This is a genomic window from Streptomyces sp. NPDC090445, from assembly GCF_044769385.1.
GTDB lineage: Bacteria > Actinomycetota > Actinomycetes > Streptomycetales > Streptomycetaceae > Streptomyces.
The window spans coordinates 352,355-377,902 of the sequence record NZ_JBIVXV010000002.1 but is presented as its reverse complement, the minus strand read 5'-3'; the positions used below and the strand labels follow the sequence as shown (position 1 = coordinate 377,902).

Genomic DNA, 25,548 nt, shown 5'->3' with positions numbered 1-25,548 from the left:
CGGGCGACTCCCGCCGTCCCGCACGGACGGTAGCCTTGGCCTGTGCCACGTCTCTCTGAAGTCATCGCCGCGCTGGACGCTCTCTGGCCCCCCTCGCGGGCCGAGCAGTGGGACGCGGTCGGAACCGTCTGCGGCGACCCCGACGCCGAGGTCACCCGGGTCCTGTTCGCCGTCGACCCGGTACAGGAGGTCGTCGACGAGGCGGTGAAGCTGGGCGCCGACCTGCTCGTCACCCACCACCCCCTCTACCTGCGCGGCACCACCACGGTGTCGGCCGGCACCTTCAAGGGCCGCGCCGTGCACACGCTCATCAAGAACGACATCGCGCTGCACGTCGCCCACACCAACGCCGACACCGCCGACCCGGGTGTCTCCGACGCCCTCGCCGGCGCCCTCGACCTGCGCGTCACCGGCCCGCTCGTGCCCGACCCGACCGACCCCGAGGGCCGCCGCGGCCTCGGCCGGATCTGCGAACTCGACCACCCCGAGACGCTGCGCGAGTTCGCCGCCCGCGCCGCCGCCCGGCTGCCGCGCACCGCGCAGGGCATCCGCGTCGCCGGCGACCCGGACATGACGATCCGTCGGGTCGCCGTCTCCGGCGGCTCCGGCGACAGCCTGTTCGCGCAGGTCCGGGAGGCCGGCGTGGACGCCTTCGTCACCGCGGACCTGCGCCACCACCCGGCCTCCGAGGCCCGCGAGCAGAGCCCGCTCGCCCTCGTCGACGCCGCCCACTGGGCCACCGAGTGGCCCTGGTGCGAGCAGGCCGCGGCCCAGCTCGACGCCATCTCGGAGCGCCACGGCTGGGGCCTGCGCACCCATGTCTCGCGCACCGTCACCGACCCCTGGACGGCGCACGCGCCGTCCGCCGACTCCCCGACTACCCCTGGAGCCCCCAACTGAACGCCGAGCCCGCCGACCAGATCCGACTCCTCGACGTCCAGGCGCTGGACCTGCGGCTGTCCCAGCTCGCCCACAAGCGTGCGTCGCTGCCCGAGCACGCCGAGGTCGACTCCCTGACCAAGGACCTGAGCCAGCAGCGCGACCTGCTCGTGGCGGCGCAGACGCAGGCGAGCGACGCCGCCCGCGAGCAGACCAAGGCGGAGCAGGACGTCGACCAGGTCCGCCAGCGCGCGGCCCGCGACCAGCAGCGGCTGGACTCCGGCGTCGGCATCTCGGCCCGCGACCTGTCGAACCTGCAGAGCGAGGTCGTCTCCCTCGCCAAGCGCCAGGCCGACCTGGAGGACGTCGTCCTGGAGGTGATGGAGCGTCTGGAGGCCGCCCAGGAGCGGGTCACCGAGAACACCGAGCGCGTCTCCGCCCTGGAGGCCAAGCTGGCCGACGCCACCGCCCGCCGCGACGCGGCCACCGGCGAACTCGACGCCGAGGCGGCGAAGGCCACCAAGGACCGCGAGATCGTCGTCGCGTCCATGCCGGCCGACCTGATGGCCCTGTACGAGAAGATCCGCCTGAAGCAGGGCGGCGTCGGCGCGGCCCGCCTCTACCAGCGCCGCTGCGAGGGCTGCCGCCTGGAGCTCGACATGTCCGAGATCAACGAGATCAAGGCCGCGGCCGCCAACCAGGTGGTCCGGCACGACTCCTGCGGCCGCATCCTGGTCCGTACGGCGGACTCGGGCATCTGATGCCGCGGCTGGTCGTGGAGGCGGACGGCGGTTCCCGGGGCAACCCGGGGCCCGCCGGCTACGGCGCTGTCGTCCTCGACCCGGCGACGGGCGAGACGCTGGCGGAACGCGCCGAGTACATCGGCGTCGCCACGAACAACGTGGCCGAGTACAAGGGACTCATCGCCGGCCTCACGGCCGCCCGCGAACTGGACCCCGACGCACAGGTCGAGGTCCGGATGGACTCCAAGCTCGTCGTCGAGCAGATGTCGGGCCGCTGGAAGATCAAGCACCCGGACATGAAGCCGCTCGCGGCGGAGGCCGCCCGGATCCTGCCGCGTGCGCAGGTCGGGTACGAGTGGATCCCGCGCGAGCAGAACAAGCACGCCGACCGGCTCGCCAACGAGGCGATGGACGCCGGCCGGCAGGGCCGGCAGTGGGAGCCGTCGGCCTCCACCGCCGCCCTCGACGCCTCCGCCGCCCGCGCCCTGGCCACCCCGCCGCCGTCGGGCCCGCCCGGGGACGCGGCGGCCGGCGCCGCCGCGGTCCGCGCGGCCCTCTCCGCGACGACACCGGCACCGGCCGCAGGCTCGTCTCCCGGGCCCTCCAAGGGCGGAACCCAGGGCTGGGGCCCGGACCTGGGCCCGCCGGCCACGTTCGTCCTGCTCCGCCACGGCGAGACCGCCCTCACCCCGCAGAAGCGCTTCTCCGGAAGCGGCGGCAGCGACCCCGAACTCTCCCCGGCAGGCCGCCGCCAGGCCCACGCCGTGGCCGAGGCGCTCGCCGCGCGCGGCACCATCCAGACCGTCGTCAGCTCCCCGCTGCGCCGCTGCCGCGAGACCGCGCAGACCGTGGCCGACCGCCTCGGCCTCGACGTGACCGTCGAACAGGGCCTGCGCGAGGTGGATTTCGGCGCATGGGAGGGCCTGACCTTCGCCGAGGTGCAGGAGCGGTTCCCCGAGGACCTCCAGGCCTGGCTGGACTCCCCGAAGGCCGCCCCGACCGGCGGCGGCGAGAGCTTCGCGGCCGCCACCCGCCGGATCTCCGCCACCCGCGACCGGCTCCTGGCCGCACACGCGGGCCGCACGGTGCTGCTGGTCACCCACGTGACCCCGGTGAAGATCCTCGTCCGGTTGGCCCTCGGCGCCCCGCCGGAAGCCCTGTTCCGGATGGAGCTCTCCGCGGCCTCCCTCACGGCGGTCGCGTACTACGCCGACGGCAACGCCTCGGTCCGCCTCCTGAACGACACATCCCACCTGCGCTAGCCGCTGGGCTGCGGGGCGCCTCGCGTTCAGCCCCGCAGCTCCTTCAGCATCACCGCGTAGAGCGGGGAGTCCGCGAAGGGACGCTGTTCGCCTACCTTGGTGTAGCCCCAGGATTCGTACAGGGCCTGCACCTTCGGGTGCGCAACGTCCACCAGCAGGACGGCCAGATCCTCCGCGCGCTCCATCAGAAGGGCGTCGTGCAGACCTGCCGAGTAGCCCTGCTTGCGCCGTCGCGGCCGGACCATGACCTCGGACACCGCGAAGGTGGCCGTGTAGCCGTTGTTCGACTGGTAGCCGGTGGACCGCCACCATTCCCTACCCGGCTGGAGCGGGGCGCCATAGGCACATCCCACAGGTTCGTCCCCGTCGTGGGCAACGACGCACGAGAAGCCCTCCCTCGCGGACCAGTGGTCCACGAACCACGGGAACCTCTGATGAAAGGGATCATCCATTTGATCCGCGTACGCGTCGGCATGAACGTCGATGAGCAGTTGCCTGAAGCCCTTGGGGAGGTCTCCGTGCTGAAAGTGGCGCACGTCATTCACGCTCGGCTCCATTCGGTTCGCGTGCGGTCAGACCACTCTTGCGTGTAGATGGCAGTGGGCGCCAGGACGAACAACTCGCGATGGAAGTCGCCGATCAGCGTCCGCATACGGCCCGGCAGCGGCGTCCCATCCATGATCGCGAAAATCTCGCCCGCGGTGGTCGTTGCCTGTTCGATTTCTTCCTGGCGAAGTTGGGCAAGGGCAAGCTGCGCGGTGGCGAGGGCCCGGTTCCGTCGAAAGGCCGATGGGATCTTCGGCAGGGCGCGATGCGCCATGGCCTCAGCCTCTTCGGGCCTGCTGCGGCCGTGCACGGTCGCAGCCAAGTGGTCCAGCTCCGCCGGTCCGTAGAACGCAGTCCATCGAGGCCGCAGTTCTTCAGGTGCTTTGGACAGCGCCTCTTGCGCGGCTCCGGGAAACCGCAGAGCGGACCGCTGATCTCCCATGGCGGCGTACGACAGGGCAACGCGAACCCGACCGAGTGAGCCGAAGAACGGATCTCGTCGAGCCGCACTTGACGCCTGGGCCGCCCGCGCGGCAGCGAGGGCGTCGGGCCAGTTTTTGCGCTGGTAGGCAACCATGGACTGGTTGACCCACACGCGCATCGCCGTGGGTCCGTCCTGGGAGAGGCCGGCGTACGTCGTGGACTCGTGCAGGTAGCTCTGGGCGCGGTTGAGCCGGCGCACATCGATGCACGACCGGGCCGCAATGGTGGTGTACTCGGCTGCCAGGGCGAACAGCGCCCGGCGTACCTGCTCGCCGGCGTTTTTCTTGCTGGACCAGTGGATGCCCGCCTTCCTCGCCCAGCTGGCTGCCCCCGGCGCCCAGCTCGTCCGTGCCGCGACGAGCGACGGCACTCTGCTCTTGTATCTCTTCTGTATCTCTTCGATCCGGAGCGTGAGTCCTTCGCCGAGTTCCTCGCCGAGGACAACGGCTGGACCGTCCGTCAAGGTGGTCCCGTAGCCCTGTGGGATGACGTCGAGCGGGCACTCACTGCGTGGCAGGACATGGGCAGGCCCGACATCACCGCCGTACAGCTCCGGATCACCAACCGAGCCCACACCTACTCGATCGGCGACAACCCGGCACTGCGTTGGGAGCACCTTCTCGCGTGACCGTCCGCGCGATCCTGCCCCGGTGGGGTGGTGGCGGGCGGTAGCCTGCCGGGCGGACTGTCCCCGATGCGAGGATCAGCAGGATGGACGACGAACCGCTGTCGGAGTGGGTGGAGCGCCGGGATGCGAAGATCGGCCGGCTCCGGGCCGTACCGGTCGTCCCGGGCGACGGTCCGAAGGGGGCGCACCTCAATCCCGACGCGCCGCGCGTCATCGAGCGCTGGAACGGGCATGCCTGGGAGCCCCACGCCTGCGCGGCCGGCCTCGCGGACGCCCAGCGCATCTTGTATCCCGAAGCCGGCAACACCCCGGCCTCGCCTCCGGGCGAGGGGAGGCAGCCGCTCGCCCCGGGTACCGGCAGGCACCGCAAGCCCTGAGGTGTCAGGTTCCGGTTCCGGCTCGGAACGGCTCGGGCCCCGCACACGTGCTGTGTGCGGGGCCCGAACCGAATCCGGTGCAGAACAACGCCGGCTGTACGCCGGGTTCTGTCACCCGGTGACCTCGCGGTCGCCGGGGAGACGGCCATCCATCTAGGACCGGTGTTGCCACCGGCCTCGTGCGGTCTACCCGCGAACTCGGGCGGGCAGCCCTCGATCGTCCGCGCAGAGCCGTCCGGAGACGACTCCTCTTGACCTTGCTCCGAGTGGGGTTTACCTAGCCGCCTGGGTCACCCCAGGCGCTGGTGGTCTCTTACACCACCGTTTCACCCTTACCGGGAGCCGAAGCCCCCGGCGGTCTGTTTTCTGTGGCACTGTCCCGCGGGTCACCCCGGGTGGGCGTTACCCACCACCCTGCCCTGTGGAGCCCGGACGTTCCTCGGCGGGGCCGGAGCCCCGACGCGGCCGTCCGCCGGCGTTGTTCTGCGAACGACCATGCTACCCGCCGCCGCGCCGCCGCTTGACCTTGCCGCAGCGTCAAGGTTTCTACTGGCTCCATGCGGATCGGAGAGATCGCCGCGATCGTCGGGCTCACCACCCGGGCGATCCGGCACTACCACCATGTCGGACTGCTCCCGGAGCCGGAGCGGCTGCCCAACGGCTACCGCGCCTACACGGTGCGGGACGCCGTCCTGCTGGCCCGCGTCCGCCGGCTCACCGAGCTCGGGCTGAGCCTGGACGAGGTCCGGGACGTGCTCGGCGACGACGCCGGCCGCGACCTGGCCGACGTACTCGAAGAGCTGGACGCGGACCTGGCCCGGCAGGAGGCGGAGATCCGGGCGCGCAGGGAGCGGCTCGCGGCGCTGCTCGCCGCGACGCAGCCCGGCCCCGGGGAGGACGCACCGGGCGGGGCGCTCTCGCCGGGCCTGGCCGCGCTGCTGGCGAAGGCGCCGGAGACCGGGTCGCCGACGGCCCGCAAGGACCGGGAGCACCTGGAGCTGCTCGACGCGACCGGCGGCGGCGAGGCGCTGTACGCGGCGGTCGGGCCGCTGGCCGCGGACCCGGCCGTACTCGCCCTGTACGAGCGGCTCGACGCCCTGCACGGTGCGGCCGCCGACGACCCCCGGATCCCGCAGCTCGCCGAGGACCTGGTGGCGGCCGTGCCGGACGAGGTGTTCGCGGCGATCCCGGCCGGCGGCGGCCCGGTGGCCGCGGGCTTCAAGGAGGCCCTGCTGGCCGAGTACGAACCCGCGCAGGCCGAGGTGGTCCGCCGGGTGATGGAGGCGTTCGTGGAGAGGGGACGGGGATGAGCGGGCTGCGTGCGGCGCGGAGGGCGGCGGCCGCGGTGATACCGGGCGAGCTGCTGCTCGTGCTGTGTCTGGCGGCCGGGATGCGGATCCCGCCGTGGGCGGCGGTCGCCGCCGAGGCGGCGGTGTTCGGCGTGCTCGTGCTGGAGGTGTGGGTGCTGCGCGGCCTGTACGCCGCCGGGCGCGCCCGGGGTGCAGGGCGCGGCCCGGCCCTGCGGGAGGCCGTGCGGGCCGTGGTGCCCGTGCAGGTGCGCCGGCTGCTGGTGCACGAGCTGCGGGCTCTGGCCTCGCTCGTGCGGTGGGTGCTGCGCCGCCCGCCGCACGGGGTGGGGGACGGGGACCTCGCCGGCTGCTACACCGGGCCCCAGACCGCCATGATGTACGGCTTCCTGTTCGTGTCCGTCGTCGAGACCGTCGTGCTGGCCCTCGTCATCCCGTGGCCGGCCGTGCACCGGGCGCTGCTGGTCATCGACGTGTACGGGGTGCTGCTGGTCCTCGCCCTGCACGCGGCGTGCGTGACCCGGCCGCACATCGTCCGCGGCGACGGATCCCTGCGGCTGCGCTACGGCGCCCTGTTCGACCTGGAGGTCCCCGCGGACGCGATCGCCTCGATCCGGGTGGACCGGCGCTACCCCGAGGGCCGCCTGGTGCAGCTCGGGGAGGACGGGGTGCTGGACCTGATCGTCGGCAGCCAGACCACGGTCACCGTGGAACTCGCCCGGCCGCTGCCCTTCGTCCGGCCGCTGGGCGCCTGCGGCGAGGCCACCGGCCTGCGCTTCCACGCCGACGACCCGGCCGCGGTCGTCGCCGCGGTCCGGGACGCCGGCCGGGAGTCCGCTACGGCAGGCTGAAGAGGACCTTGTCCTCCCCGGGGTGTCCGGGGTCCGCCCGCTGGAGCGTGGCCCGGACGCTCGCGCCCAGCTTGAGGTCGGTCCCGGCCCCGGCTTTGACCCTGCCCAGCACGGCGGGGTCCGCCAGGTGCAGCATGCCGTCCTGCGGCCGGCCGGACTCCGCGTCCGTGTTGATGACCGCGGCGTCGAACACCTCGCCCACCCGGTTCATGAGCACCGCCGCCTCCGCCAGGTCCACGGAACGCCGGTCCGCCCTGCCCCCCTTGCCCCGCGCCATGTCGCACGGCAGGCCGTACAGGGCGGTCAGCACCCAGTCCGGCGGGGCCTGGCCCGCGCAGGCGGCCACGCACAGCTCACCGGTGTACCGGTCGATCAGACGGCGCAGCGGAGCCGTGCAGTGCGTGTACGGGGCCGCGATCGCCGCGTGGACCGTGTGCTCCGGGACGCGGTGGTCGCGGAAGGGCGTGTACTCCGCCCTGAGCAGCATGGCGGTGGCCTCGCTGAGGAACGCCGCGTGCTTCTGTTCCCGCGGATCGAGGCGGCGGACCAGGTCGGCGTACGAGACGTGGTGCGGCCAGTCGATGCCGAGGACCTCGGCGATCGCCCGCACCCGCGTCACCACATCGGGCTTGGCCGTCTTCTGCGTCCGCAGGATTCCCGTACCGCTGTCCAGCATCATCCGGGCCGCGGCCATCCCGGTCATGAGGGAGACCTGCTCGTTCCAGCCCTCCACGGGCAGCGCGGCCCGGTAGCTCAGCCGGAACGATCCCTCCTCCAGGGTCACCTCCTGGTCCGGCAGGGACACCGAGATGCCGCCGCGCGCGACCTCCACGGCCTCCCGCAGCATGCCGATGTCGCGCAGCAGGGCGACCGGCTCCTCGGCCGTCCCCGCGTCGACGGCCTGCTGCACGCCCGCGTAGTTCAGCTTGGCCCGGCTGCGGACCAGGGCCCGGCCCACATGGGAATGCGTGACCTGGCCGTCGGCGTCGAGGTCGTGCCGCCACAGCAGGGCGGGGACCGTCCGGTCCGGCAGCAGGCTGGCCGCGCCCTCCGAGATCACGGGCGGGTGCAGGGCCACCTTGCCGTCGGGGAAGTACAGCGTCTCGACCCGCTCGTGGGCCTCCGCGTCCAAGGCGCCGCCGGGCGTGACGAACGCGGCCACGTCGGCGATCGCGTAGTGGACGCGGAAACCGCCGCCAGACCGACGCTCCAGGTACATGGCCTGGTCGAGGTCCTGCGAAGCCGGCGGGTCGATCGTGAAGAACGGCAGGTGGGTCGCGTCCTCGTCCGGCAGGCGGGGCGCAGCCGCGGCGGCATCGGCCGCCGCGAGCACGGGCGCGGGGAAGCCCGGGGGAACCTCCAGCTCCGTCCGGAGTTGCTTCAGGGCCGCGCGGAGGGCGGCCGCGGCCGCATCGGACATGTGCACGATGTGACGGGGCATGCCCCGAGCGTAGGCCGGTGGCCCCGGACCGGCGCGGCGAACGGGACCGGGCGGGGCAGCGCCCCGCAGACGATCGCCGGCCCATCACAACCCCTCCCGCGGAGCGCTTAGGCTGGCATGTCGGGGCCGCACCCCCGCGCTCGAAGCGAAAAAGGAGAATCACCGTGCTCGTGCTGCTGCCGCCGTCCGAAGGAAAGGCCGCCGGCGGCTCCGGCGCACCCCTGCGCCCCGAAGGGCTCTCCCTGCCCGGACTGGCCGGGGCCCGGGCAGCCGTCCTGGACGAGCTGGTCGAGCTGTGCTCGGCCGACGAGCCGAAGGCGCGCGAGGTACTGGGGCTCAGCGAGGGACTGCGCGGCGAAGTCGCCAAGAACGCCTCGCTGCGGTCCGCCGCCGCCCGGCCGGCCGGGGAGATCTACACCGGCGTACTGTACGACGCCCTCGGCCTGGCCGACCTGCCGGACGGGGCGCGGGCCCTGGCCGAGCAGTCCCTGCTGGTGTTCTCCGGGCTGTGGGGCGCGGTCCGGGTGACCGACGCGATCCCCTCCTACCGCTGCTCGATGGGCGTCAAGCTGCCCGGGCTCGGCGCACTGGGGGCGTACTGGCGGGCGCCGATGGCGGAGGCCATGCCTGAAGCCGCCGGCGACGGGCTCGTCCTCGACCTGCGGTCGGCGGCGTACGCGGCCGCCTGGAAGCCGAAGGGGGAGGTCGCGGGGCGGACGGCGACGGTGCGGGTGCTGCATGCGCAGGTCGTCGACGGGGTCGAGAAGCGGTCCGTGGTGAGCCACTTCAACAAGGCGACGAAGGGGCGGATGGTGCGGGATTTGCTGGTCGCCGGGGCCGTCCCGGCCGGGCCGGGGGACCTGGTGACCGCGCTGCGGGATCTGGGATACGCCGTGGAGGTTGAGGCTTCTGCGAAGCCGGGCAAGCCGTGGTCCCTCGACGTGATCGTCACCCACATCCACTGACCGCCCGTTCCGGGCGCCCGCCGCTCCCGCTGCGCGGAGCCGTTTCCCCACCCCGCCCCTTCCCGAAACCGGGCTCCGCCCGGACCCGGTGCGCTCAAACGCCGCGCGGGCCGGATGTTCCAGCCTCGCCGGCGTTTGAGGCGCGGAGCCCCCAGCTTCGGGAAGGGGCGGGCTGGGGAGAGGCTCCGCGCAGCGGGGCGGTGGCGTCGACGGCGGCGGCGGGTCAGTGGTGGAGGGGCCAGGGGGTGGCTTCGGTGGAGCCGGCGTGTGCGGCGCAGGCGTCCGTGAGGGCTTCCAGCAGGGTGAGGGGATCCGGCAGGGCGTGCTCCATGCCGCGGATCCACGTCACCGCATGCCCACCCGGCAGCACCGCCGGCGGCACCAGCACGTAGCTGCCCCGGCAGTGCCACCGCAGCCCGGGGTGCTCGTCCATGGTCTCGGGGTGGCAGTCCAGTGCGCAGGGCCACCACTCGTCTTCGTCTTCGGGGGTGCCGCGCGTGGCGGTGAAGAAGAGCATGCGGGCCTGGTCGCCGGTGCCGCCGGATTCGGCGACGGGGCCGACGTCGACCCCCGCCGCGAGGAGGCGGCTCAGTGCGCGGGTTCCGGCTTCGAGGGGGACGTCGAGGACGTCGTGGAGCATGCCGGTCGCGGTGATGAAGTTGGCCTGGGGCTGGTTGCGGGCCCAGCGTTCGATCTGGGCGCGGTCGGTGGTCGACTGGGTCTGCCAGGCGAAGGAGAGGGGGTGCCGCGCGGGGGTGGGGCAGCCGATGCGGTCACAGGAGCAGCGGTAGCCGGTGGGGTGGGCGGCGGGGGCGAGCGGCAGGCCGGCGGCGGCGACGGACAGCAGGAGTGTCTCGCGTACCCGGGCGGGGTCTTCGGGTGAGGGTTTCGGGCGTCGGCGCAGCCATTGCGAAATCCTGCTTTGCTCGCCGCGTTTGACGCGGCCGGACTCGGACCCCATCTATCCCCTCACCTCACCGTTGGCCACCGGCAGACCCTCACATCGTCCCACCATCCTGAGGTCCGGATGACCGCTCTCCCCGACCGGGGGGTGGGGGTGAACTCTGTGCGAACGGCAGCCGAACGGAAGGAATATCCCCATTTGGGGCGGGAAATGGGGTGATTGTTTCCGCTGGTGGGCGTCTTGCCGGGGCTGCGGTGACCTTCGCCACCCGTCAGGTCCGGAGGCCGGACAGGACTGCGTCGACCAGGGCGTCGGCGTAGGCGTGGGTGAGCGGTGCGGTGCGCAGGAGCCAGCGGTAGGTGAGCGGTCCGACCAGCATTTCCACGGTCAGGCGGAGGTCAACGTCGGCGGCGAGCCGGCCGGTTTCCTGGGCGCTGCGCAGCCGTGCCTCGTAGAGGGCGAGCTGCGGTTCCAGGAGCCGTTCGGTGAAGCGGGCGCCGAGTTCGGGGTCGGTGGCTCCGGCGGCGGTGAGGGCGCGTGCGGGGGCGGCGTACTTCTCGTCGTTGAACTCGTCGACGGTGGCCCGCAGTACGGACTTCAGGTCGGCGGCGAGGTCCCCGGTGTCGGGGAAGCCGGTCCAGCCGCCTTCGGTCTCGGGGTCTCCGGCGAGGGCGAGGGAGGCGTCGAGCAGGACGGCGGCTTTCGACGGCCACCAGCGGTAGATCGTCTGCTTGCCGACGCCTGCGCGGGCGGCGATCGCCTCGATGGTCAGCTTGTTGTAGCCGACCTCCCCGACGAGGGCGAGTGCCGCGTCGAGGATGGCTCGCCGTGAGCGGTCGCTGCGGCGGCTGGCGTCGGGGGCCTTCGCGTCGGGGTTCTTGCTGGTCATTCGGACAAATTACCAACCGAAACGTCTCGTCTTTGAGTCATTCCGCAAACCACCCGGACAGTTCACTGCGCGGTTCCCCCGGGGGAGAGACGATTCTCTCCACAAGTCCGTGAGTCGTGAGGAGCCTTCTTTGCGCAGAGACGCCACACCCCGGCGCTACCTGATGTGCCCACCGGCACACTTCAAGGTCACGTACTCCATCAATCCGTGGATGGATCCCACGAAACCGGTGGACCTGCCCCTGGCCCACGCGCAGTGGGAAGACCTCAGGGACCGCTACCTCTCGCTCGGCCACACCGTCGAGACGCTCGAACCGGACCCGGGGCTGCCCGACATGGTGTTCGCCGCCAACGGCGCGCTCGTCATCGACGGCCGGGTGCTCGGCGCCCGGTTCGCGCACCCGGAGCGTGCCGCCGAGGCGGAGATCCACCTCGACTGGTTCCGCTCCCACGGCTTCCGGGACGTCCACGAGCCCTCGCACGTCAACGAGGGCGAGGGCGACTTCGCCGTGACCGCCAGCTGGATCCTGGCCGGGCGCGGCTTCCGCTCCAGCCCGCTCTCGGCCGACGAGGCCCAGGAGTTCTTCGGCCGCCCGGTGATCGGCCTGGACCTGGTGGATCCGCGCTACTACCACCTGGACACCGCGCTGTGCGTGCTGGATGGCGACGAGGTGATGTACCACCCGGAGGCGTTCTCGCCGGGCAGCCGGGCCGTGCTGCGGCGGCTGTTCCCGGACGCGCTGCTCGCCGACGACCGGGACGCGGCGGCGCTCGGCCTGAACGCGGTGTCCGACGGCCGCCACGTGCTGCTGCCGCAGGCGGCGACCGGGCTGCTGGAGCCCCTGCGCGACCGCGGGTTCGAGCCGGTCCCGATGGACCTGGGGGAGCTGCTCAAGGGCGGCGGCAGCGTGAAGTGCTGTACGCAGGAGCTGCGGATGTAGCGGCAGCCGCGAGCTACGGGGTCACGGGGTTACGGGGCCGTGGGGTCGGCCGGGGGCCACTGCTCGCCCCACTCCGCGTCCCGGGCCGCCTTGTACAGGTCGCCGTGGCGCTTGGTCACGGTGGACCGGGTCAGCCCCTCGTCCTGCGGGCCGCACAGGTCCAGCAGGACGAGCCCCTTCCGGATCTGCGGCTTGCGCGTGATCCGGGAGGGGACCGGCTCCACCGGGAACCGGGTCGCTGCCACGTAGCTGAACTTCTCGTCCTCGTACGCCAGCGAGCCGCCCTTGACCTGCCGGTGCAGGGAGGAGCGGCTGACCCGGGCCGAGAAGTGGCACCAGTCCTGCCCGACCTCGATCGGGCAGGTCCCGTCGTGCGGGCAGGGTGCGGCGACCTGCAGCCCGGCCTCGATCAGCTGGTCCCTGGCCTCGCGGATGCGCAGGTACCCGTCGGGGGTGCCGGGCTCGATCAGGACCACGGCCTGTCCGGCCCGGGCGGCCTCGGCGACCACGGCCCGGCGGGCCTCGGGCGTGAGCTCGTTCAGTACGTACGACACGGTCACGAGGTCGGCCTCGGGCAGGGTGATCCCGGCGCCGATGACGGCCCGCCGCCACTCGGCGGAGCGCAGCACGGGCGAGCCGGAGGCCCCGGCCAGTTCCCGGCCGAGGGCGAGGGCGGGCTCCGCCCAGTCGAGGACGGTGGTGGTGCGGGGGCCGTCCCAGGTGGCGTCGACCGCCCAGGTCGCCGCGCCGGTGCCGCCGCCCACGTCCACGTGCGAGGCCGGGGCCCACTGCGGTGCCGCCTCGGCGAGTCCGGAGAGGGCGCCCCGTACGGCCTCGAAGGTGGCCGGCATCCGGTACGCCGCGTACGCCGCCACGTCGGAGCGGTCGCGCAGGACGGGCGCGTCGGTGGGCGTGTGCCCCCGGTAGTTGGCGATGAGCCGCTCGACGGCGGCCGCGGCCTGCTTCGGCGGGAGTCCGTCGAGCAGCCCGGCCAGTGCGGACCGGAGGGCTTCGGCGGTGGTGGGGGCGGAGGCGTTCACCTGCGAAGTTTACGGCGCGCCGGGGGCCGGCCTCACGCGTCGGCCGCCGCGGAGGCCGCCGGCTCCCGGTGCTGCCACGGGCGGCCCATGCCCAGGAAGCAGGCCAGGGCGAGCAACGCGCACACGACCTGGACCACCGCCATCGGCACGGCCGTGTCCTCGCCGGCGATCCCGACCAGCGGTGAGGCGACTGCGCCGACGAGGAAGGAGGCGGTGCCGAGCAGGGCCGAGGCCGATCCGGCCGCGTGCGGGGTGCGCATCAGGGCCAGCGCGTTGGTGTTGGGCAGCACCAGGCCGAGCGCCGACACCAGCACGAACAGCGCGGCGGCGACCGGGACGAGGCCGGCCGGCCCGAACACCCCGGTGGCCATCAGCAGCAGGGCGACGGAGGCGGCGGTGACGACGGTGAGTCCGCCCGCCAGCACCTTGTCCAGGCTGACCCGGCCGACCAGCAGCTTGCCGTTGATCTGCCCGGCGGCGATCAGGCCGACCGCGTTGAGGCCGAACAGCAGGCTGAACGTCTGCGCGGAGGCTCCGTATATCTCCTGCACCACGAAGGGTGAGGCGGATATGTAGGAGAAGAGGGTGGCGAAGGCGAAGCCGCCGGCGAGGGTGTAGCCGGCGAAGACGCGGTCGGCGAGCAGCCCGCGCATGGTGCGCAGCGCGTGGCCCATGCCGCCGGTGTGCCGGCGGTCGGGCGGCAGGGTCTCGGCGAGGCTGCGCCAGGCCACCAGGGTCAGGGCGAGTCCGACGGCGGCGAGGACGACGAAGATCCCGCGCCAGTCGGCGAACAGGAGCACCTGGGCGCCGATCAGCGGGGCCACGATGGGCGCGGCGCCGGAGACGAGCATCAGCGTGGAGAAGAAGCGGGCCATCTCGACGCCGTCGTACAGGTCGCGGACGACGGCGCGGGCGATGACGATCCCGGCGGCTCCGGCCAGGCCCTGGAGGAGGCGGAAGCCGATGAGGAGTTCGGTGCTGGGGGCGAGGGCGCAGACGGCGGTGGCGAGGACGTAGAGGACCATGCCGGCCAGGAGGGGGCGGCGGCGCCCCCACTTGTCGCTCATCGGGCCGATCACGAGCTGGCCCGCCGCCATGCCGGCGAGGCAGGCGGTGAGGGTGAGCTGGACGGTGGCGGCCGGGCTGGACAGGGCGGAGGTGACCTGCGGCAGGGCCGGCAGGTACATGTCCATGGACAGCGGCGGGAGCGCGCTGAGGCCGCCGAGCACGAGGACGATGAGCAGTCCGGTGCGGCGCGCGGCGGTCGTCTGCGGCGCGGAGGCGGAGGCGGAGGCAGAAGCGGAGGCGGAGGCGGAGGCGGAGGCAGAGGCGGAGGCAGAAGCGGGGGCGGGGGCGGGCGGTGGAACGGAGGGCGTCGGGGCCGACGGCTCGTGCGAAGCGGCCGTCGCAGGGCCTGTCTCCGGCATGCGGGACTCCTGTCTCTTTCGTCGTCTTTTCACACCCCTGACCGCCCCATGTTCTCAGCCGGCGGAACGTCCGTGGACGCCCGCGGCATGTGACGTACCCTGCGGGCCCATGGACGCAAGTGGGAACAAGACCGCCGTCGTCACCGGGGCCGGCTCCGGCATCGGCCGTTCCGTCGCCCTGGCCCTCGCCGCCGCCGGCTGGACGGTGGCCGCCGCCGGCCGCCGCATCGAACCGCTCCGGGAGACGGCCGGGGCCGCCGAGGCGGCCGGACCCGGCGCGGACGTGCTGTGCGTACGGGCGGACGTGAGCGAACCGGACGACGTGGCCGCCCTCTTCGCGGCGGTGCGCGACCGGTACGGCCGCCTCGACCTGCTGTTCAACAACGCGGGCACCTTCGGCCCGAGCGGCGTCCCGCTGGAGGACCTCCCCCACGAGGCCTGGCGCTCCGTGGTCGACGTCAACCTCACCGGGGCCTTCCTGTGCGCGCAGGCGGCGTTCCGGCAGATGAAGGAGCAGGACCCGCAGGGCGGCCGGATCATCAACAACGGCTCCATCTCCGCCCACGTGCCGCGGCCGCACTCGATCGCCTACACCGCGACCAAGCACGCGGTGACGGGCCTGACCAAGTCGCTGTCGCTGGACGGGCGCCCGTACCGGATCGCCTGCGGCCAGATCGACATCGGCAACGCGGCCACCGACATGACCGAGCGGATGCAGCAGGGGATCCTCCAGGCCAACGGGCAGCTGGCGGTGGAGCCGGTGATGGACGCGGCCGACGTCGCCCGGACCGTGGTGCACATGGCGGAGCTGCCGCTGGACGCGAACGTGCAGTTCGCGACGGTGATGGCGACCGCGATGCCGTACATCGGGCGCGGTTGAGCGGTGGGCTTCCGCCGACACGTGCCCGGGTGCGGGCCCCGGGGGGGGTTGATCGCGCGGTTCCCCGCGCCCCTGGCCGGGCGAACGCCGGCCGGGCGGGGGCGGGAATGGCCGGGACCGGGCCCGGGTTGGGGCGATCATGACGACCGAAGTACTGCGCTACACCGCCTTCTCCGACGACCCCGCCGGCGGCAACCCCGCCGGGGTCGTGCTCGACGCGAGCGGCCTGGACGACGCCGCGATGCTCCGGATCGCGGCCGGACTCGGCTACAGCGAGACCGCGTTCCTGACCGCCCCGCCGTCCGGGTTGGACGGTGCGCCCGGCCGGGCGTTCACCCTGCGCTTCTTCAGCCCCAAGGCGGAGGTGCCCTTCTGCGGGCACGCCACGGTGGCCGCCTCCGTCGCCCTCGCGGAGCGGATCGGCCCGGGCGAGCTGGTCTTCGCCACCCCCGCCGGAACCGTCCCCGTCTCGGTGGCGACGACCGGCGGCGGTGGCCTGCGGGCCGTCCTGACCAGCGTCGCACCGCACACCGAGGAGATCGCGGACGCCGACCTCGCCGAGGCGCTCGCCGCCCTGGACTGGCCGGCCGCCGACCTCGACCCGGCGTTCCCGCCCCGGATCGCCTTCGCCGGGGCCCGCCACCTGGTGCTCGGCGCGGCCACCCGGGCCCGCCTCGCGGACCTCGACTACGACTTCGCCCGGCTGGAGGCGCTGATGCGCCGCCTGGACCTGACCACCGTCCAGCTCGTGCACCGGGCGGGCCCGGACACCTTCCACGTCCGCGACCCGTTTCCGGTCGGCGGCGTCGTCGAGGACCCCGCCACGGGAGCGGCGGCCGCCGCCTTCGGGGCGTACGCCCGCGAGCTCGGACTCGTCCCCGAGGAGGCCGTGCTCACCCTCCACCAGGGCGAGGACATGGGCCGCCCGGGGGCCCTCACCGTGGAACTGCGGGCGGGCGACCCCCGGGTGCGGGTCGGCGGCTCCGGCGTCCGGATCCCCGGATGACGATCGTCACCCACCCCGAGGCGGAGCTGCCGGCGGAGCTCGCGGCCCAGGTCATCGAACTGGAGGAGGAGGCCTGGCCCGGCAACCGCCACGGCCACGATCCGGCGCTCGCCCCGCTGATGATGATGCTGCTGGACGCCGACGGGACGGTGGCCGCCTCGCTGGCGCTGCTGTACAAGCCGGTCCGGCACGCGGGGCGCACGTACCGCGCGGCCGGGCTGAGCGCGGTGGTGACCCGCCGGGCGGCGCGGGGCCGCGGCCACGGCGGCCGGCTGGTGGCCGCGGCCCGGGCGGCGCTGGCCGCCGACCCGGCCGTGGACGTGGTCCTGTTCAGCTGCAACCGGCCGCTGGTCCCGTTCTACGAGGCGGCCGGCTTCACCCGGCTGCCCGGCGCGGTGTTGGTGGGCGGCACGCCCGAGGAGCCGCTGGCCACCGACGCGCCCGGGTTCGACAAGGAGGTCATCGGGGACTTCCCGGCCGGGCGCGCCGAGGCCGCCGCCTTCACGGGGACCCGGATCGCCCTGTACCCGGGGCTCGTCGACCGCCTCTGGTGATCCCGGGGCCGCGCCGCCCGTACGCGGGGAACGCCCGTACGCGCGCGGGGCCCGTACGCCCGTACGCGCGGAAGGGCCCCGGACACACGGTCCGGGGCCCTTCCGGCGACGGGCGGTGCGGTCTACGCGCCGGGCTGCGCTTCCGCGCCCGGGTCCGCGGCGACCTCCCGGGCCGGGGCCTGGGCCTGCGCGGGCTGTGCCGGGCGGCCCGGGCCCTGTACGAGGAAGAGGGCCAGCGTGGGCACGAGGTAGAGGACCCACACCCCGACCTGGAGCCAGGTCGGGTCCGGCTGGAAGTTGAACGTGCCCTTCAGCAGGGTCCCGTACCAGCTGTCCGGCGGGATGGTGCCGCTGATGTCGAAGGCCTTGTCCGCCAGGCCGGGCAGGAACTCGGCCTCCTGCAGGTCGTGCACGCCGTACGCGAGGACTCCCGCGGCGACCACGACCAGCATCGCGCCCGTCCAGGTGAAGAACTTGGACAGGTTGATCCGCAGCGCGCCCCGGTAGAACAGCCAGCCCAGCAGGACCGACGTACCGAGGCCCCCCAGGACGCCGATCAGGGGCGCGGAGCCGTCACCGGCGGCGTCCACGGACCGCCACACGAACAGCGAGGTCTCCAGCCCCTCGCGGCCGACGGCCAGGAACGCCGTCGCCACCAGGGCGCCCGTGCCCATGGCCAGGGCCGCGTCGAGCTTGCCGTGGAGCTCGGCCTTCAGGTGCCGCGCGGTGCGCTTCATCCAGAAGACCATCCACGTCACCAGGCCGACCGCGACGATCGACAGGCTGCCGCCGATCGCCTCCTGCGCCTGGAACGTCAGCTCCGAGGTGCCGAATTCGAGCGCGGCGCCGAAGGCGAGGCTGATCGCGGCCGCGAGGCCCACGCCCAGCCACAGCGGGAGCAGCTTGTCCCGGTTCTCCGTCTTGACCAGGTACGCGACGAGGATGCAGACGACCAGGCTGGCCTCCAGCCCCTCGCGCAGGCCGATCAGATAGTTGCTGAACACGCAGGTTCTCCTCGTCCTCGTCCTCGTCCTCGGACCCGTGTCACGCGAACAGGGCCCGGCCCCACCAGTCGTCCTTGTCGCGGACGCCCGGCGGGACGGCGAAGATCGCCGAACCCACATGCTGGATGTACTCGTTGAGGACGTCGGACTTCGCCAGCTGCCGCTGGATCGGGATGAAGCCCTTGCGGACGTCGCGCTGGAAGGCGATGAAGAACAGGCCCGCGTCGAGGCGGCCCAGCCCGTCCGTGCCGTCGGTGAAGGAGTAGCCGCGGCGCAGGATCGTCGCCCCGTTGTTGCTGTCGGGGTGCGCGAGGCGGACGTGCGCCTCCGGCTTCATCGCCTTCAGGAACGGCTCGTCGCGCTCCTTGGACTTGCCGACCGGCGCGCCCTCGCCCTTGTCGCGGCCGAAGATGTCCTCCTGCTCCTGCAGGGGGGTGCGGTCCCAGGTCTCGATGTTCATGCGGATGCGGCGGGCGACCAGGTACGAGCCGCCCGTCATCCAGGCGCTGCCGTCCTCCGCGCCGACCCACACGTGCTTGTCGAGGGCCGCCTTGTCGGTGCCGGAGATGTTCCGGGTGCCGTCCTTGAAGCCCATCATGTTGCGCGGGGTCTGCTCCTCGGGGGTGGTCGAGGAGGTCTTGCCGAAGCCGAGCTGCGACCAGCGCATCGCGACCTTGCCGAAGCCGATGCGGGCGAGCTGGCGGACGGCGTGCACGGCGACCTGCGGGTCGTCGGCGCAGGCCTGCACGCACAGGTCGCCGCCGGAGCGGGCCGCGTCCAGGTTGTCGCCGGGGAACAGCTCCAGGTCCACCAGGGCGGCCGGGCGCTTGTCCTCCAGGCCGAAGCGGTCCTTGGCGAACAGGCCCGGGCCGAAGCCGAAGGTCAGCGTCAACCGGGACGGCTTGAGGCCGAGGGCCTCGCCGGTGTCGGTCGGCGGGGCCTCGGGCAGGCCCTCGTAGGCGTCGCCGACGGGCCGGCCGGCCGTCATCAGGCGGGCCGCCTCGGTCCAGTCCTTGAGCAGCTTCTCCACCTCGGCGCGGTCCTTGGTCTTCACGTCGAAGGCCGCGAAGTGCAGGCGGTCCTGGACCGCGCTGGCGATACCGGCCTGGTGCGCGCCATGGAAGGGCACCGCCCCGCCGGCGGACGCCGCCGGCGCGAGGTCGGAGGAGGGGGCGAGGACCGCCGCCGCACCGCCGGCCGCGGCGGCGCCGAGCGTCAGCCCGGCCCCGCCCCAGCCGAGCACGGAGCGACGCGAGGGGCGGCCGCCGGCCTCGGCAGGCTCAGATTCAGTCATTCCGGGTTCTCCCGCCTGGTGTTGACGTTGCCGGATTACTTGGCGACCGCGGCGGCCAGCTTCGAGAGCGGCTCGGCCAGGGCGTTGACGCCGTCCGACAGCTCCTTGCGCTCGGCCTCGCCGACCTTGTCGTAGGAGGTGAACTCGTAGGTGTTCTTGTCCGCGCGGTACTTGTCCAGCAGCGTGTTCAGCGCGGCGAACTGGGTGTCGAGCTGCTTGGCGAGCTCGGCGTCGTTCTTCGCGGCGACCGGCTTGAGCAGCTCGTACGCCTTCTGCGCACCCTCGACGTTGGCCTTGAAGTCGACCAGGTCGGTGTGGCTGTAGCGCTCCTCCTCGCCCGTCACCTTGCCGGTGGCGACCTCGTCGAGGAGCTCCTTGGCGCCGTTGGCGATGGAGGTGGGGGTGATCTCCGCCTGGCCGACCTTCTTCTGCCAGTCGGTCAGGTCGGTGATCAGCTGGTCGGCGAGCTTCTTCTCCTCGTCGCCGATCTTGCCGTCGGCCCACAGCGCCTTCTCCAGGCGGTGCCAGCCGGTCCAGTCCTTCGCCGGGTCCTGGCCGGCCTCCAGGCCGTCCTCGCGGACGTCGACCTTCGGGTCGATGTCGCCGAAGGACTCGGCGACCGGCTCGGTGCGCTCCCAGCCGATGCGGGAGGGGGCGTACGCCTTCTTCGCGGCCTCCAGGTCGCCCGCCTTGACCGCGTCCGCGAACGCCTTGGCCGCGGGGAGGGTCTCGTCGGCCTGCTCCTGCACGTACTTGCGGTAGCCGGCGACGGCGGCGTCCAGCTCGGGGCTGCGCTTCTCGGCGGTGCCGTTGCCGGTGGCCTTGACCTTCTGGCGGATGCCGTCGCCCTTCATGCCGGGCTTGCAGGCGATTTCGTAGTCGCCGGCCTTGATCTCGGCGGTGATGGTGGCCTTGGTGCCCGGGCCGATGTTCTCGCGCTCGGTGACGATCCGGTCGTCCGGGAAGAGGACGTACAGCTCGGTGACCTTCGAGCCCTTGTTCTCGACCTCGATCGTGACCTTGCCCGCCGGGAACTCGGTCTGCGAGACCTCGCACGCGGTGTCGGAGGCGGCGACCTTGACGGCCTTGCCGTCTGCCGACCCGCCCTTCTCTGCGCAGCCGGTGACGGCCGTGAGCGCTGCCGCGACGGCGGCCGCGGTGAGGACGGTGAGGCGGGCGGGACGCATGGGGGCTCCTGGTGTCGGGTCGGGCTGATGACATGCGCCAGACGGCCGCCCCGGGGGCGGGGCGGTTGGAGAGGCGGACCTAACTTAGCTGAGCCTTACTTGGCTCATACCCGTCCGTCCAGTGATCTGACGCACACATTCGGGCTCCGGATACGGAGCCGTCACGGGGGCCTCACGAGGGCCCCATGGAAGGGTCAAGCGGACGTCAAGCCGAAGTGGCCGTCCCGTACGGCGGACCGGTCTGCATCGCGTACGGGGAGCACAAGCGGAATCCCGGATTGCGGATGTGGCAGCACTTCCACGGGCTGCCGGTAGACCCGGCCGATCAGATCCGCGCGCAGCACCTCGGCCGGCGGCCCGTCCGCCGCGATGCGCCCGCCCTCCAGGATGGCGATGCGATCGGCGTAGGCCGCGGCGAGGCCCAGATCGTGCAGGACCGCGACCACCGCGTCCCCGGCCGCGGCCCGCTCCCGGCAGATCCGCAGCACCAACTCCTGGTGGCGCAGGTCCAGGGCCGCCGTCGGCTCGTCGAGCAGCAGTAACGGGGCCTGCTGGGCCAGCACTCGGGCCAGCGCCACCCGGGCCCGCTCGCCACCGGACAGCGCGGTGAAGGGGCGGGCGGCGAAACCGGACACCTCCGTGGCGGCCATCGCCCGGGCCACCGCGGCCCCGTCGGCGCCGGCGCCGGCGCCGGCGCCGGCCGCACCGGTGGCGGCCCAGGGCGCGCGGCCCATCGCCACGACCTCCGCCACGGTGAACGGGAAGGACAGCTCCGCGGCCTGCGGGAGCACCGCACGCCGCAGGGCCAGCTCCGCGGCCGTCCACTCGCCCGCCGGGCGCCCGTCGATCCGTACGGTGCCGGACGCGGCGGGCAGGTCGGCGGCGAGCGCGGCCAGCAGGGTGGACTTGCCGGCGCCGTTCGGGCCGACCAGGGCCAGCACCTCCCCGGCCCGGGCGGCCAGGCCGATCCCGGCGAGGACCGCGCGCCCGCCGAGGCGGACGTGCAGGCCGGCGGCCTCGGCGACGGCGGTGCCGGCGGGGTGGCGTCCGGGGGCGGCGGGTCGGCGCCGCCGCAGGAAGCGGAAGCCGGAGGATCCCGTGGTGGTCATGCCCAGCCTCCTTGCCTGCGACGGGTCCGGCGCAGCAGCCAGAAGAAGAACGGACTGCCGATCAGCGCGGTGAGCACCCCGAGCGGCAGCTCCGCCGGGGCGGCTGCGGTCCGGGCGGCGAGGTCGCCCGCGAGCAGCACCGCCGCGCCGGCCAGGGCGCTGCCGGGGACCAGGAAGCGGTGGCCGGGGCCGTTCGCCATGCGCAGCAGGTGCGGGACGAGCAGCCCGACGAAGGTGATGACGCCGGCCACGGCGACGGCGGCCGCGGTCAGCAGCGCGACGACGACGATGAGCGCGAGCCGCAGCCGCTCGACGTCCACGCCCAGGTGGCGGGCGGACCGCTCGCCGAGGGAGAGGAGGTCCAGCCGGCGGGCGTAGCAGGGGGCGAGGACCAGTCCGGCGGCGGCGCAGGGCAGGACGGCGAGCACCTTGGGCCAGGTGGCCTGGGCGAGGGAGCCGAGCTGCCAGAAGGTGATCTGGTTGACCTGCCCGCTGTCGGCGAAGAAGACGAACAGGCCGATGAGGGCGCCCGCGAAGGCGTTGACGGCGATGCCGGTGAGGACGAGGGTGACGACCTCGGTCCGGCCACCGGTCCGCGACAGCAGGTACACGGCGCCGACGGTGACGAGCCCGGCGGCGAACGCGCAGACGGTGACGGTCCAGTTGCCGAGGAAGCCGAGGCCGAGCGCGATGGCGGCGACCGCGCCGACGGCCGCACCCGCGGAGATGCCGATGACGCCGGGCTCGGCCAGCGGATTGCCGAACACCCCCTGCATCAGGGCTCCCGCGCAGCCGAGGCTGGCTCCGACGAGCAGCGCGAGGACGACGCGGGGGAGGCGTACGTTCCACAGCACGCTCTCGCCGACCCGGTCGAGGGCGGCCCCGCCCAGGCCGAGGCGGTGCTGCACGGAGCCGAGGACGTCCCCGAGGGGGATCTCGTACGCCCCGACCCCGGCGGAGACGAGCGCGAGCACGGCGAGGACGGCGGCGAGCCCGGCGGTCAGCCGACCGCTGCGGCCGCCCCGTCCTGACGGGGTGGCGACGGCGGTTGCGGTTGCGGTCGTGGGCTCGGTCGTGGGCTCGCATGCGGATGCGGATGCGGACGCGCTTGCGGGTTCGGGTTCGGCTGCGGGGTCCGCCGTCTCCGAGGCGGCGGGTTCCGTGGTGCGGTCGCCCATGTCAGGCCTTGCCGTGGAGCTGGGCGATGAGCGAGGCGAGCACCTGGTCGGTGCGGGGCCCGTAGTTGAGGAGGACGCCGTCGTCGATGCTGATCACGCGGCGGTCCATGCCGGCCGGGGTCTGGGCGACGCCCGGGATCTTCACCAGGCCGTCCGGGCCGCCGACGGACTCCAGGCCCTTGGACATGACGAGGAGTGCGTCGGGCGCGGAGGCCGCGAGGGCCTCGCTGGTGATCGGGGTGAAGTCCTTGCCGAGACCGGACTCCTTGCCGGTGTCGACGGCGCCCGCGGCCTCCAGCAGCGAGGACGCCCCGGAGTCGGAGCCGCCCATCAGGTACACGGACGCGGAGCCGCGCAGGTAGAGGAACGCCACCCGGGGCCGCTTGCCCGGGGCTGCCTGCACCGGGGCGGCCGCGCGGGCCGCGGCGATGCGCTCGGCGGTGCGCTGGTTCAGCCGGGTCCCGGCGTCCTTGACGCCGAGCGCGGCGGCCACGGCGTCGATCCGGCGGGGTACGTCGTCCAGGGACTTGGCCGGGGCGACCACGAGCAGCGGGATGCCGGCGTCGCGGATCTGCCGGATCGCCTCGGCGGGGCCGGTGGTGCTCTCGGCCAGGACCAGCGTGGGGCGCAGGGACAGCACGCTTTCGGCGGAGACCTCGTGGCCGCGGGTCACCACGGGGAGCGGTGCGGCCTGTTCGAAGGTGGCGGTGATGTCGCGGGCGACGACCTGCGGGCCGAGGCCGAGGGTGTGGACGATCTCGTTGAGGCTGCCGGTCAGCGGTACGACGCGGTCGGCGGAGGCGACCGTCACCTGGCCGCCGTCGGCCGAGGGCACGGTCACGGGGAGGGCGGGCGCCGGGGCGGGGGAGAGGGGCTCCACCCGGTCGGGGGGCGCGGCGGCGGTGTTGCGGGCGGACGGGCCCGCGCCGGGGGAGTCCGTGTTCGCGCAGCCGGTCACGGCGGCCGCCGCCAGGGCGCAGAAGGCGAGGGCGAGGCGGCCGGGGGATCGGCGGCGGCCGGGGGAGCGGCGGGGGGAAGGGGTGGTGGCCGCGGCGGGCGTAGGCACGAAGGCACCGTCCTGGTGGTCCGGCTGATGGTCCGTCGGGTGCGGGGTTCCGCTCCCGACCGGGATAGCTTAGGTTAGCCTAACCTTACTGACCAGGTCCTGGAGGGGACATCGATGTCCGCACGCCCCGTCCGCCCGTTCGCCGTCGCCCTCGTGGCAACCCTGGCGGCCCTGCTCGCGGCCCTGCTCCCCGCCGCGGGAGCCCACGCGGCGAGCCGTACCGTGCAGGGCGGCAGGCTCGACTGGGGCATCAAATCGTCCTTCCAGAGTTACGTCACCGGCCCCGTCGCAAAAGGCGGTTTCCAGCTGAAGAACGGCGCCGCCACGGTCGGCGGCAGCCTGTTCCGCTTCCACTCGGCGACCGGCTCCTACGACCCCGGCACCGGCGCCTTCGAGGCGGCCTTCAGCGGCGGCGTCGCCTTCCACGGCCACCCGAAACCGGACGGGGGCAACGAGCTGGACCTGACGATCAGCCGGCCCGCGATCCGCATCGAAGGCGGCAGCGGCACCCTCTACGCGGACGTCGTCGCCAAGGCCAAGGACACCGGCCAGGTCGCCAGCCGCTCCCGGGTCCCCTTCGCCACCCTCGGCCTCGGCGGCATCAACATGAAGGGCGGCGGCAGCCCCCTCGCCCTCACCAACGTTCCCGCCACCCTCACCGAGCAGGGCGCCCAGGCCTTCGCCGGCTACTACCCGGCCGGCACCCCGCTCGACCCCGTCACGCTCTCCGTCGACGTCCAGTCCGCCCCGGCCGCAGCGTCCTCGCCGTCCCCGAGCGCCGCGGCCGGGGCCTCGCCCGGCACGCAGACCCCGGCAGGGCAGGGCGCGTTCGCCGACGCAGCCGTCGACTGGGGGGTGCGGCGCACCTTCCGCGAGTACGTCACCGGCGCCGTCGGCCAGGGCAAGTGGACCCTCGCCGAGGGCGCCCGGGACGGCGGCGCCCTCTTCCGCTTCCCGCAGGGCAAAGGCCTCTACGACGGCCTGAAGGGCACCCTCGACGCCGCCTTCGCGGGCACGGTCCACTTCACCGGCGCCCACCTCGACCTCAAGCTCGGCAGGGTCGCCGTCAAGGTGGAGGGCGGCAAGGGCGTCCTCACCGCCGACGTCACCACGGGCGGGGCGACGAAGGCCGCCGTGCCCCTCGTCGAGTTCGACGCGGCCGGCCTGAAGACCGAGGGCGCACTCGCCACCCTCACCGAGGCCCGGGCCACCCTCACCGAAGGCGGCTCCCAGGCCTTCAACTCCATGTACAAGGCCGGCACCGAGATGGACCCGATCTCCCTCGCCGTCGCCCTCGACGCCACCGGCCGCCTGCCCGCCCTGCCCGACCTGGGCTCCGCCCCCGCGACGCCCGCCCCGCAGGACACCGCCTCCCCGGCCGCCGGGCCGTCCCCCGCCGCCGCACCGTCCGGCGGGTCGTCCGACACCGGGCTGTACGCCGCCCTCGCCGCGGCCCTCCTGGTCCTGGCCGGCGGCGCCGCCTGGCTGCTGGCGCGGCGACGCCGTACGCGGGCTGCCGCCCCCGGCGAACAGCCGGGCCGGCCCGAGCCGGAACAGCCGGGCCACCCCTGAGCCTCCCGTCCCGCAC

General features: G+C 73.8%; 25 protein-coding genes and 1 other RNA gene. 12 read left to right on the top strand and 14 right to left on the bottom strand.

The window, feature by feature from the left end; all coding sequences use genetic code 11:
- The first annotated feature begins 42 nt into the window (after window positions 1-42).
- From ACIQUT_RS06400 to ACIQUT_RS06390, 3 genes are read left to right on the top strand one after another with little or no spacing between them, the layout of a single operon-like run.
- The gene (locus ACIQUT_RS06400) at window positions 43-900 is read left to right on the top strand and encodes a Nif3-like dinuclear metal center hexameric protein (protein ID WP_403560059.1); all 858 of its coding nucleotides are present in this window, start codon (window positions 43-45) and stop codon (window positions 898-900) included.
- A complete protein-coding gene (locus ACIQUT_RS06395; RefSeq protein ID WP_403560602.1) occupies window positions 897-1,640 on the top strand; it encodes a zinc ribbon domain-containing protein in 744 nt (247 codons plus the stop codon). The genes ACIQUT_RS06400 and ACIQUT_RS06395 overlap by 4 nt, the downstream gene beginning before the upstream one ends.
- On the top strand, window positions 1,640-2,884 hold the full coding sequence (locus ACIQUT_RS06390) for a bifunctional RNase H/acid phosphatase (protein WP_403560057.1): 1,245 nt from the start codon (window positions 1,640-1,642) through the stop codon (window positions 2,882-2,884). Before ACIQUT_RS06395 ends, ACIQUT_RS06390 begins: the two co-directional genes overlap by 1 nt.
- Before the next feature lie 26 nt (window positions 2,885-2,910).
- On the opposite strand, the gene ACIQUT_RS06385 is transcribed toward ACIQUT_RS06390, so the two are convergent.
- Window positions 2,911-3,441: a GNAT family N-acetyltransferase gene (locus tag ACIQUT_RS06385; protein WP_403560055.1), complete on the bottom strand. Its 531-nt coding sequence runs from the start codon at window positions 3,439-3,441 to the stop codon at window positions 2,911-2,913.
- Window positions 3,426-4,283, bottom strand: a complete 858-nt coding sequence (locus ACIQUT_RS06380) for an XRE family transcriptional regulator (RefSeq protein WP_403560053.1) — start codon at window positions 4,281-4,283, stop codon at window positions 3,426-3,428. The genes ACIQUT_RS06385 and ACIQUT_RS06380 overlap by 16 nt, the downstream gene beginning before the upstream one ends.
- Window positions 4,284-4,624: 341 nt before the next feature.
- Between ACIQUT_RS06380 and ACIQUT_RS06375 the strand changes: the two genes are divergently transcribed.
- Window positions 4,625-4,918: a DUF6087 family protein gene (locus ACIQUT_RS06375; RefSeq protein WP_403560051.1), complete on the top strand. Its 294-nt coding sequence runs from the start codon at window positions 4,625-4,627 to the stop codon at window positions 4,916-4,918.
- A gap of 81 nt (window positions 4,919-4,999) precedes the next feature.
- On the opposite strand, the gene rnpB is transcribed toward ACIQUT_RS06375, so the two are convergent.
- Window positions 5,000-5,399: RNase P RNA component class A (rnpB, locus tag ACIQUT_RS06370), an RNA gene on the bottom strand.
- Window positions 5,400-5,475: 76 nt separating this feature from the next.
- Here rnpB and ACIQUT_RS06365 point away from each other — a divergent pair.
- Together ACIQUT_RS06365 and ACIQUT_RS06360 are read left to right on the top strand one after the other, a co-directional pair.
- Window positions 5,476-6,228 (top strand): MerR family transcriptional regulator, encoded by a 753-nt coding sequence (locus ACIQUT_RS06365; RefSeq protein ID WP_403560049.1) that lies wholly within the window; start codon window positions 5,476-5,478, stop codon window positions 6,226-6,228.
- Window positions 6,225-7,076: a hypothetical protein gene (locus tag ACIQUT_RS06360; RefSeq protein WP_403560048.1), complete on the top strand. Its 852-nt coding sequence runs from the start codon at window positions 6,225-6,227 to the stop codon at window positions 7,074-7,076. The genes ACIQUT_RS06365 and ACIQUT_RS06360 overlap by 4 nt, the downstream gene beginning before the upstream one ends.
- On the opposite strand, the gene ACIQUT_RS06355 is transcribed toward ACIQUT_RS06360, so the two are convergent.
- Window positions 7,063-8,517, bottom strand: coding sequence for a ribonuclease catalytic domain-containing protein (locus ACIQUT_RS06355; protein WP_403560046.1), 1,455 nt, complete (start codon window positions 8,515-8,517; stop codon window positions 7,063-7,065). The two genes, ACIQUT_RS06360 and ACIQUT_RS06355, sit on opposite strands and share 14 nt — an antisense overlap.
- Before the next feature lie 164 nt (window positions 8,518-8,681).
- On the opposite strand from ACIQUT_RS06355, the gene yaaA reads away from it, so the two are divergent.
- Window positions 8,682-9,482 carry a peroxide stress protein YaaA gene (gene yaaA, locus ACIQUT_RS06350; protein WP_403560044.1) on the top strand — a complete coding sequence of 267 codons (801 nt, stop codon included), beginning with the start codon at window positions 8,682-8,684 and terminating at the stop codon, window positions 9,480-9,482.
- 223 nt (window positions 9,483-9,705) lie between these two features.
- Here yaaA and ACIQUT_RS06345 read toward each other — a convergent pair whose 3' ends face one another.
- The gene (locus ACIQUT_RS06345; RefSeq protein WP_403560042.1) at window positions 9,706-10,443 is read right to left on the bottom strand and encodes a bifunctional DNA primase/polymerase; all 738 of its coding nucleotides are present in this window, start codon (window positions 10,441-10,443) and stop codon (window positions 9,706-9,708) included.
- Window positions 10,444-10,657: 214 nt separating this feature from the next.
- Complete coding sequence (locus ACIQUT_RS06340; RefSeq protein WP_403560040.1) at window positions 10,658-11,275, bottom strand: TetR/AcrR family transcriptional regulator; 618 nt, start codon at window positions 11,273-11,275, stop codon at window positions 10,658-10,660.
- Window positions 11,276-11,384: 109 nt separating this feature from the next.
- Here ACIQUT_RS06340 and ddaH point away from each other — a divergent pair, with 109 nt between their 5' ends.
- Window positions 11,385-12,215 carry a dimethylargininase gene (gene ddaH, locus ACIQUT_RS06335; protein WP_403560038.1) on the top strand — a complete coding sequence of 277 codons (831 nt, stop codon included), beginning with the start codon at window positions 11,385-11,387 and terminating at the stop codon, window positions 12,213-12,215.
- Window positions 12,216-12,244: 29 nt separating this feature from the next.
- On the opposite strand, the gene ACIQUT_RS06330 is transcribed toward ddaH, so the two are convergent.
- Window positions 12,245-13,255, bottom strand: a complete 1,011-nt coding sequence (locus tag ACIQUT_RS06330) for a small ribosomal subunit Rsm22 family protein (protein ID WP_403560036.1) — start codon at window positions 13,253-13,255, stop codon at window positions 12,245-12,247.
- 32 nt (window positions 13,256-13,287) lie between these two features.
- Window positions 13,288-14,682 carry a multidrug effflux MFS transporter gene (locus tag ACIQUT_RS06325; protein WP_403560034.1) on the bottom strand — a complete coding sequence of 465 codons (1,395 nt, stop codon included), beginning with the start codon at window positions 14,680-14,682 and terminating at the stop codon, window positions 13,288-13,290.
- 109 nt (window positions 14,683-14,791) lie between these two features.
- On the opposite strand from ACIQUT_RS06325, the gene ACIQUT_RS06320 reads away from it, so the two are divergent.
- The 3 genes from ACIQUT_RS06320 (at window position 14,792) to ACIQUT_RS06310 (ending at window position 17,122) form a co-directional block, all read left to right on the top strand.
- Entirely contained in the window at window positions 14,792-15,562 is a 771-nt protein-coding gene (locus ACIQUT_RS06320; RefSeq protein ID WP_403560032.1) for an SDR family oxidoreductase, read from the top strand.
- Window positions 15,563-15,701: 139 nt separating this feature from the next.
- Complete coding sequence (locus tag ACIQUT_RS06315; RefSeq protein WP_403560030.1) at window positions 15,702-16,568, top strand: PhzF family phenazine biosynthesis protein; 867 nt, start codon at window positions 15,702-15,704, stop codon at window positions 16,566-16,568.
- Window positions 16,565-17,122, top strand: coding sequence for a GNAT family N-acetyltransferase (locus ACIQUT_RS06310; protein WP_403560028.1), 558 nt, complete (start codon window positions 16,565-16,567; stop codon window positions 17,120-17,122). The genes ACIQUT_RS06315 and ACIQUT_RS06310 overlap by 4 nt, the downstream gene beginning before the upstream one ends.
- Window positions 17,123-17,244: 122 nt before the next feature.
- On the opposite strand, the gene efeU is transcribed toward ACIQUT_RS06310, so the two are convergent.
- From efeU to ACIQUT_RS06280, 6 genes are all read right to left on the bottom strand, one after another.
- Entirely contained in the window at window positions 17,245-18,126 is an 882-nt protein-coding gene (gene efeU, locus ACIQUT_RS06305; protein WP_403560026.1) for an iron uptake transporter permease EfeU, read from the bottom strand.
- A 40-nt stretch (window positions 18,127-18,166) separates the two neighbouring features.
- Window positions 18,167-19,420, bottom strand: coding sequence for an iron uptake transporter deferrochelatase/peroxidase subunit (efeB, locus tag ACIQUT_RS06300; RefSeq protein WP_403560024.1), 1,254 nt, complete (start codon window positions 19,418-19,420; stop codon window positions 18,167-18,169).
- 35 nt (window positions 19,421-19,455) lie between these two features.
- A complete protein-coding gene (gene efeO / locus ACIQUT_RS06295) occupies window positions 19,456-20,607 on the bottom strand; it encodes an iron uptake system protein EfeO (RefSeq protein ID WP_403560023.1) in 1,152 nt (383 codons plus the stop codon).
- 194 nt (window positions 20,608-20,801) lie between these two features.
- Window positions 20,802-21,716, bottom strand: coding sequence for a heme ABC transporter ATP-binding protein (locus ACIQUT_RS06290; RefSeq protein ID WP_403560021.1), 915 nt, complete (start codon window positions 21,714-21,716; stop codon window positions 20,802-20,804).
- Window positions 21,713-22,894 (bottom strand): FecCD family ABC transporter permease, encoded by a 1,182-nt coding sequence (locus ACIQUT_RS06285; RefSeq protein ID WP_403560019.1) that lies wholly within the window; start codon window positions 22,892-22,894, stop codon window positions 21,713-21,715. The genes ACIQUT_RS06290 and ACIQUT_RS06285 overlap by 4 nt, the downstream gene beginning before the upstream one ends.
- A gap of 1 nt (window position 22,895) precedes the next feature.
- The gene (locus ACIQUT_RS06280) at window positions 22,896-23,960 is read right to left on the bottom strand and encodes a hemin ABC transporter substrate-binding protein (protein WP_403560017.1); all 1,065 of its coding nucleotides are present in this window, start codon (window positions 23,958-23,960) and stop codon (window positions 22,896-22,898) included.
- A gap of 114 nt (window positions 23,961-24,074) precedes the next feature.
- Here ACIQUT_RS06280 and ACIQUT_RS06275 point away from each other — a divergent pair, with 114 nt between their 5' ends.
- On the top strand, window positions 24,075-25,532 hold the full coding sequence (locus tag ACIQUT_RS06275; protein WP_403560015.1) for an HtaA domain-containing protein: 1,458 nt from the start codon (window positions 24,075-24,077) through the stop codon (window positions 25,530-25,532).
- The last annotated feature ends 16 nt before the right edge of the window (window positions 25,533-25,548 follow it).

Excerpts from the sequence above, each read along its gene's own strand:
- ACIQUT_RS06390 (WP_403560057.1), top strand. The coding sequence starts at position 1,640 with ATGCCGCGGCTGGTCGTGGAGGCGGACGGCGGTTCCCGGGGCAACCCG.
- ACIQUT_RS06385 (WP_403560055.1), bottom strand. The coding sequence starts at position 3,441 with ATGGAGCCGAGCGTGAATGACGTGCGCCACTTTCAGCACGGAGACCTC.
- ACIQUT_RS06375 (WP_403560051.1), top strand. The coding sequence starts at position 4,625 with ATGGACGACGAACCGCTGTCGGAGTGGGTGGAGCGCCGGGATGCGAAG.
- ACIQUT_RS06365 (WP_403560049.1), top strand. The coding sequence starts at position 5,476 with ATGCGGATCGGAGAGATCGCCGCGATCGTCGGGCTCACCACCCGGGCG.
- ACIQUT_RS06360 (WP_403560048.1), top strand. The coding sequence starts at position 6,225 with ATGAGCGGGCTGCGTGCGGCGCGGAGGGCGGCGGCCGCGGTGATACCG.
- ACIQUT_RS06355 (WP_403560046.1), bottom strand. The coding sequence starts at position 8,517 with ATGCCCCGTCACATCGTGCACATGTCCGATGCGGCCGCGGCCGCCCTC.
- ACIQUT_RS06345 (WP_403560042.1), bottom strand. The coding sequence starts at position 10,443 with ATGGGGTCCGAGTCCGGCCGCGTCAAACGCGGCGAGCAAAGCAGGATT.
- ACIQUT_RS06340 (WP_403560040.1), bottom strand. The coding sequence starts at position 11,275 with ATGACCAGCAAGAACCCCGACGCGAAGGCCCCCGACGCCAGCCGCCGC.
- ACIQUT_RS06325 (WP_403560034.1), bottom strand. The coding sequence starts at position 14,682 with ATGCCGGAGACAGGCCCTGCGACGGCCGCTTCGCACGAGCCGTCGGCC.
- ACIQUT_RS06320 (WP_403560032.1), top strand. The coding sequence starts at position 14,792 with ATGGACGCAAGTGGGAACAAGACCGCCGTCGTCACCGGGGCCGGCTCC.
- ACIQUT_RS06315 (WP_403560030.1), top strand. The coding sequence starts at position 15,702 with ATGACGACCGAAGTACTGCGCTACACCGCCTTCTCCGACGACCCCGCC.
- ACIQUT_RS06310 (WP_403560028.1), top strand. The coding sequence starts at position 16,565 with ATGACGATCGTCACCCACCCCGAGGCGGAGCTGCCGGCGGAGCTCGCG.
- efeB (WP_403560024.1), bottom strand. The coding sequence starts at position 19,420 with ATGACTGAATCTGAGCCTGCCGAGGCCGGCGGCCGCCCCTCGCGTCGC.
- efeO (WP_403560023.1), bottom strand. The coding sequence starts at position 20,607 with ATGCGTCCCGCCCGCCTCACCGTCCTCACCGCGGCCGCCGTCGCGGCA.
- ACIQUT_RS06290 (WP_403560021.1), bottom strand. The coding sequence starts at position 21,716 with ATGACCACCACGGGATCCTCCGGCTTCCGCTTCCTGCGGCGGCGCCGA.
- ACIQUT_RS06285 (WP_403560019.1), bottom strand. The coding sequence starts at position 22,894 with ATGGGCGACCGCACCACGGAACCCGCCGCCTCGGAGACGGCGGACCCC.
- ACIQUT_RS06275 (WP_403560015.1), top strand. The coding sequence starts at position 24,075 with ATGTCCGCACGCCCCGTCCGCCCGTTCGCCGTCGCCCTCGTGGCAACC.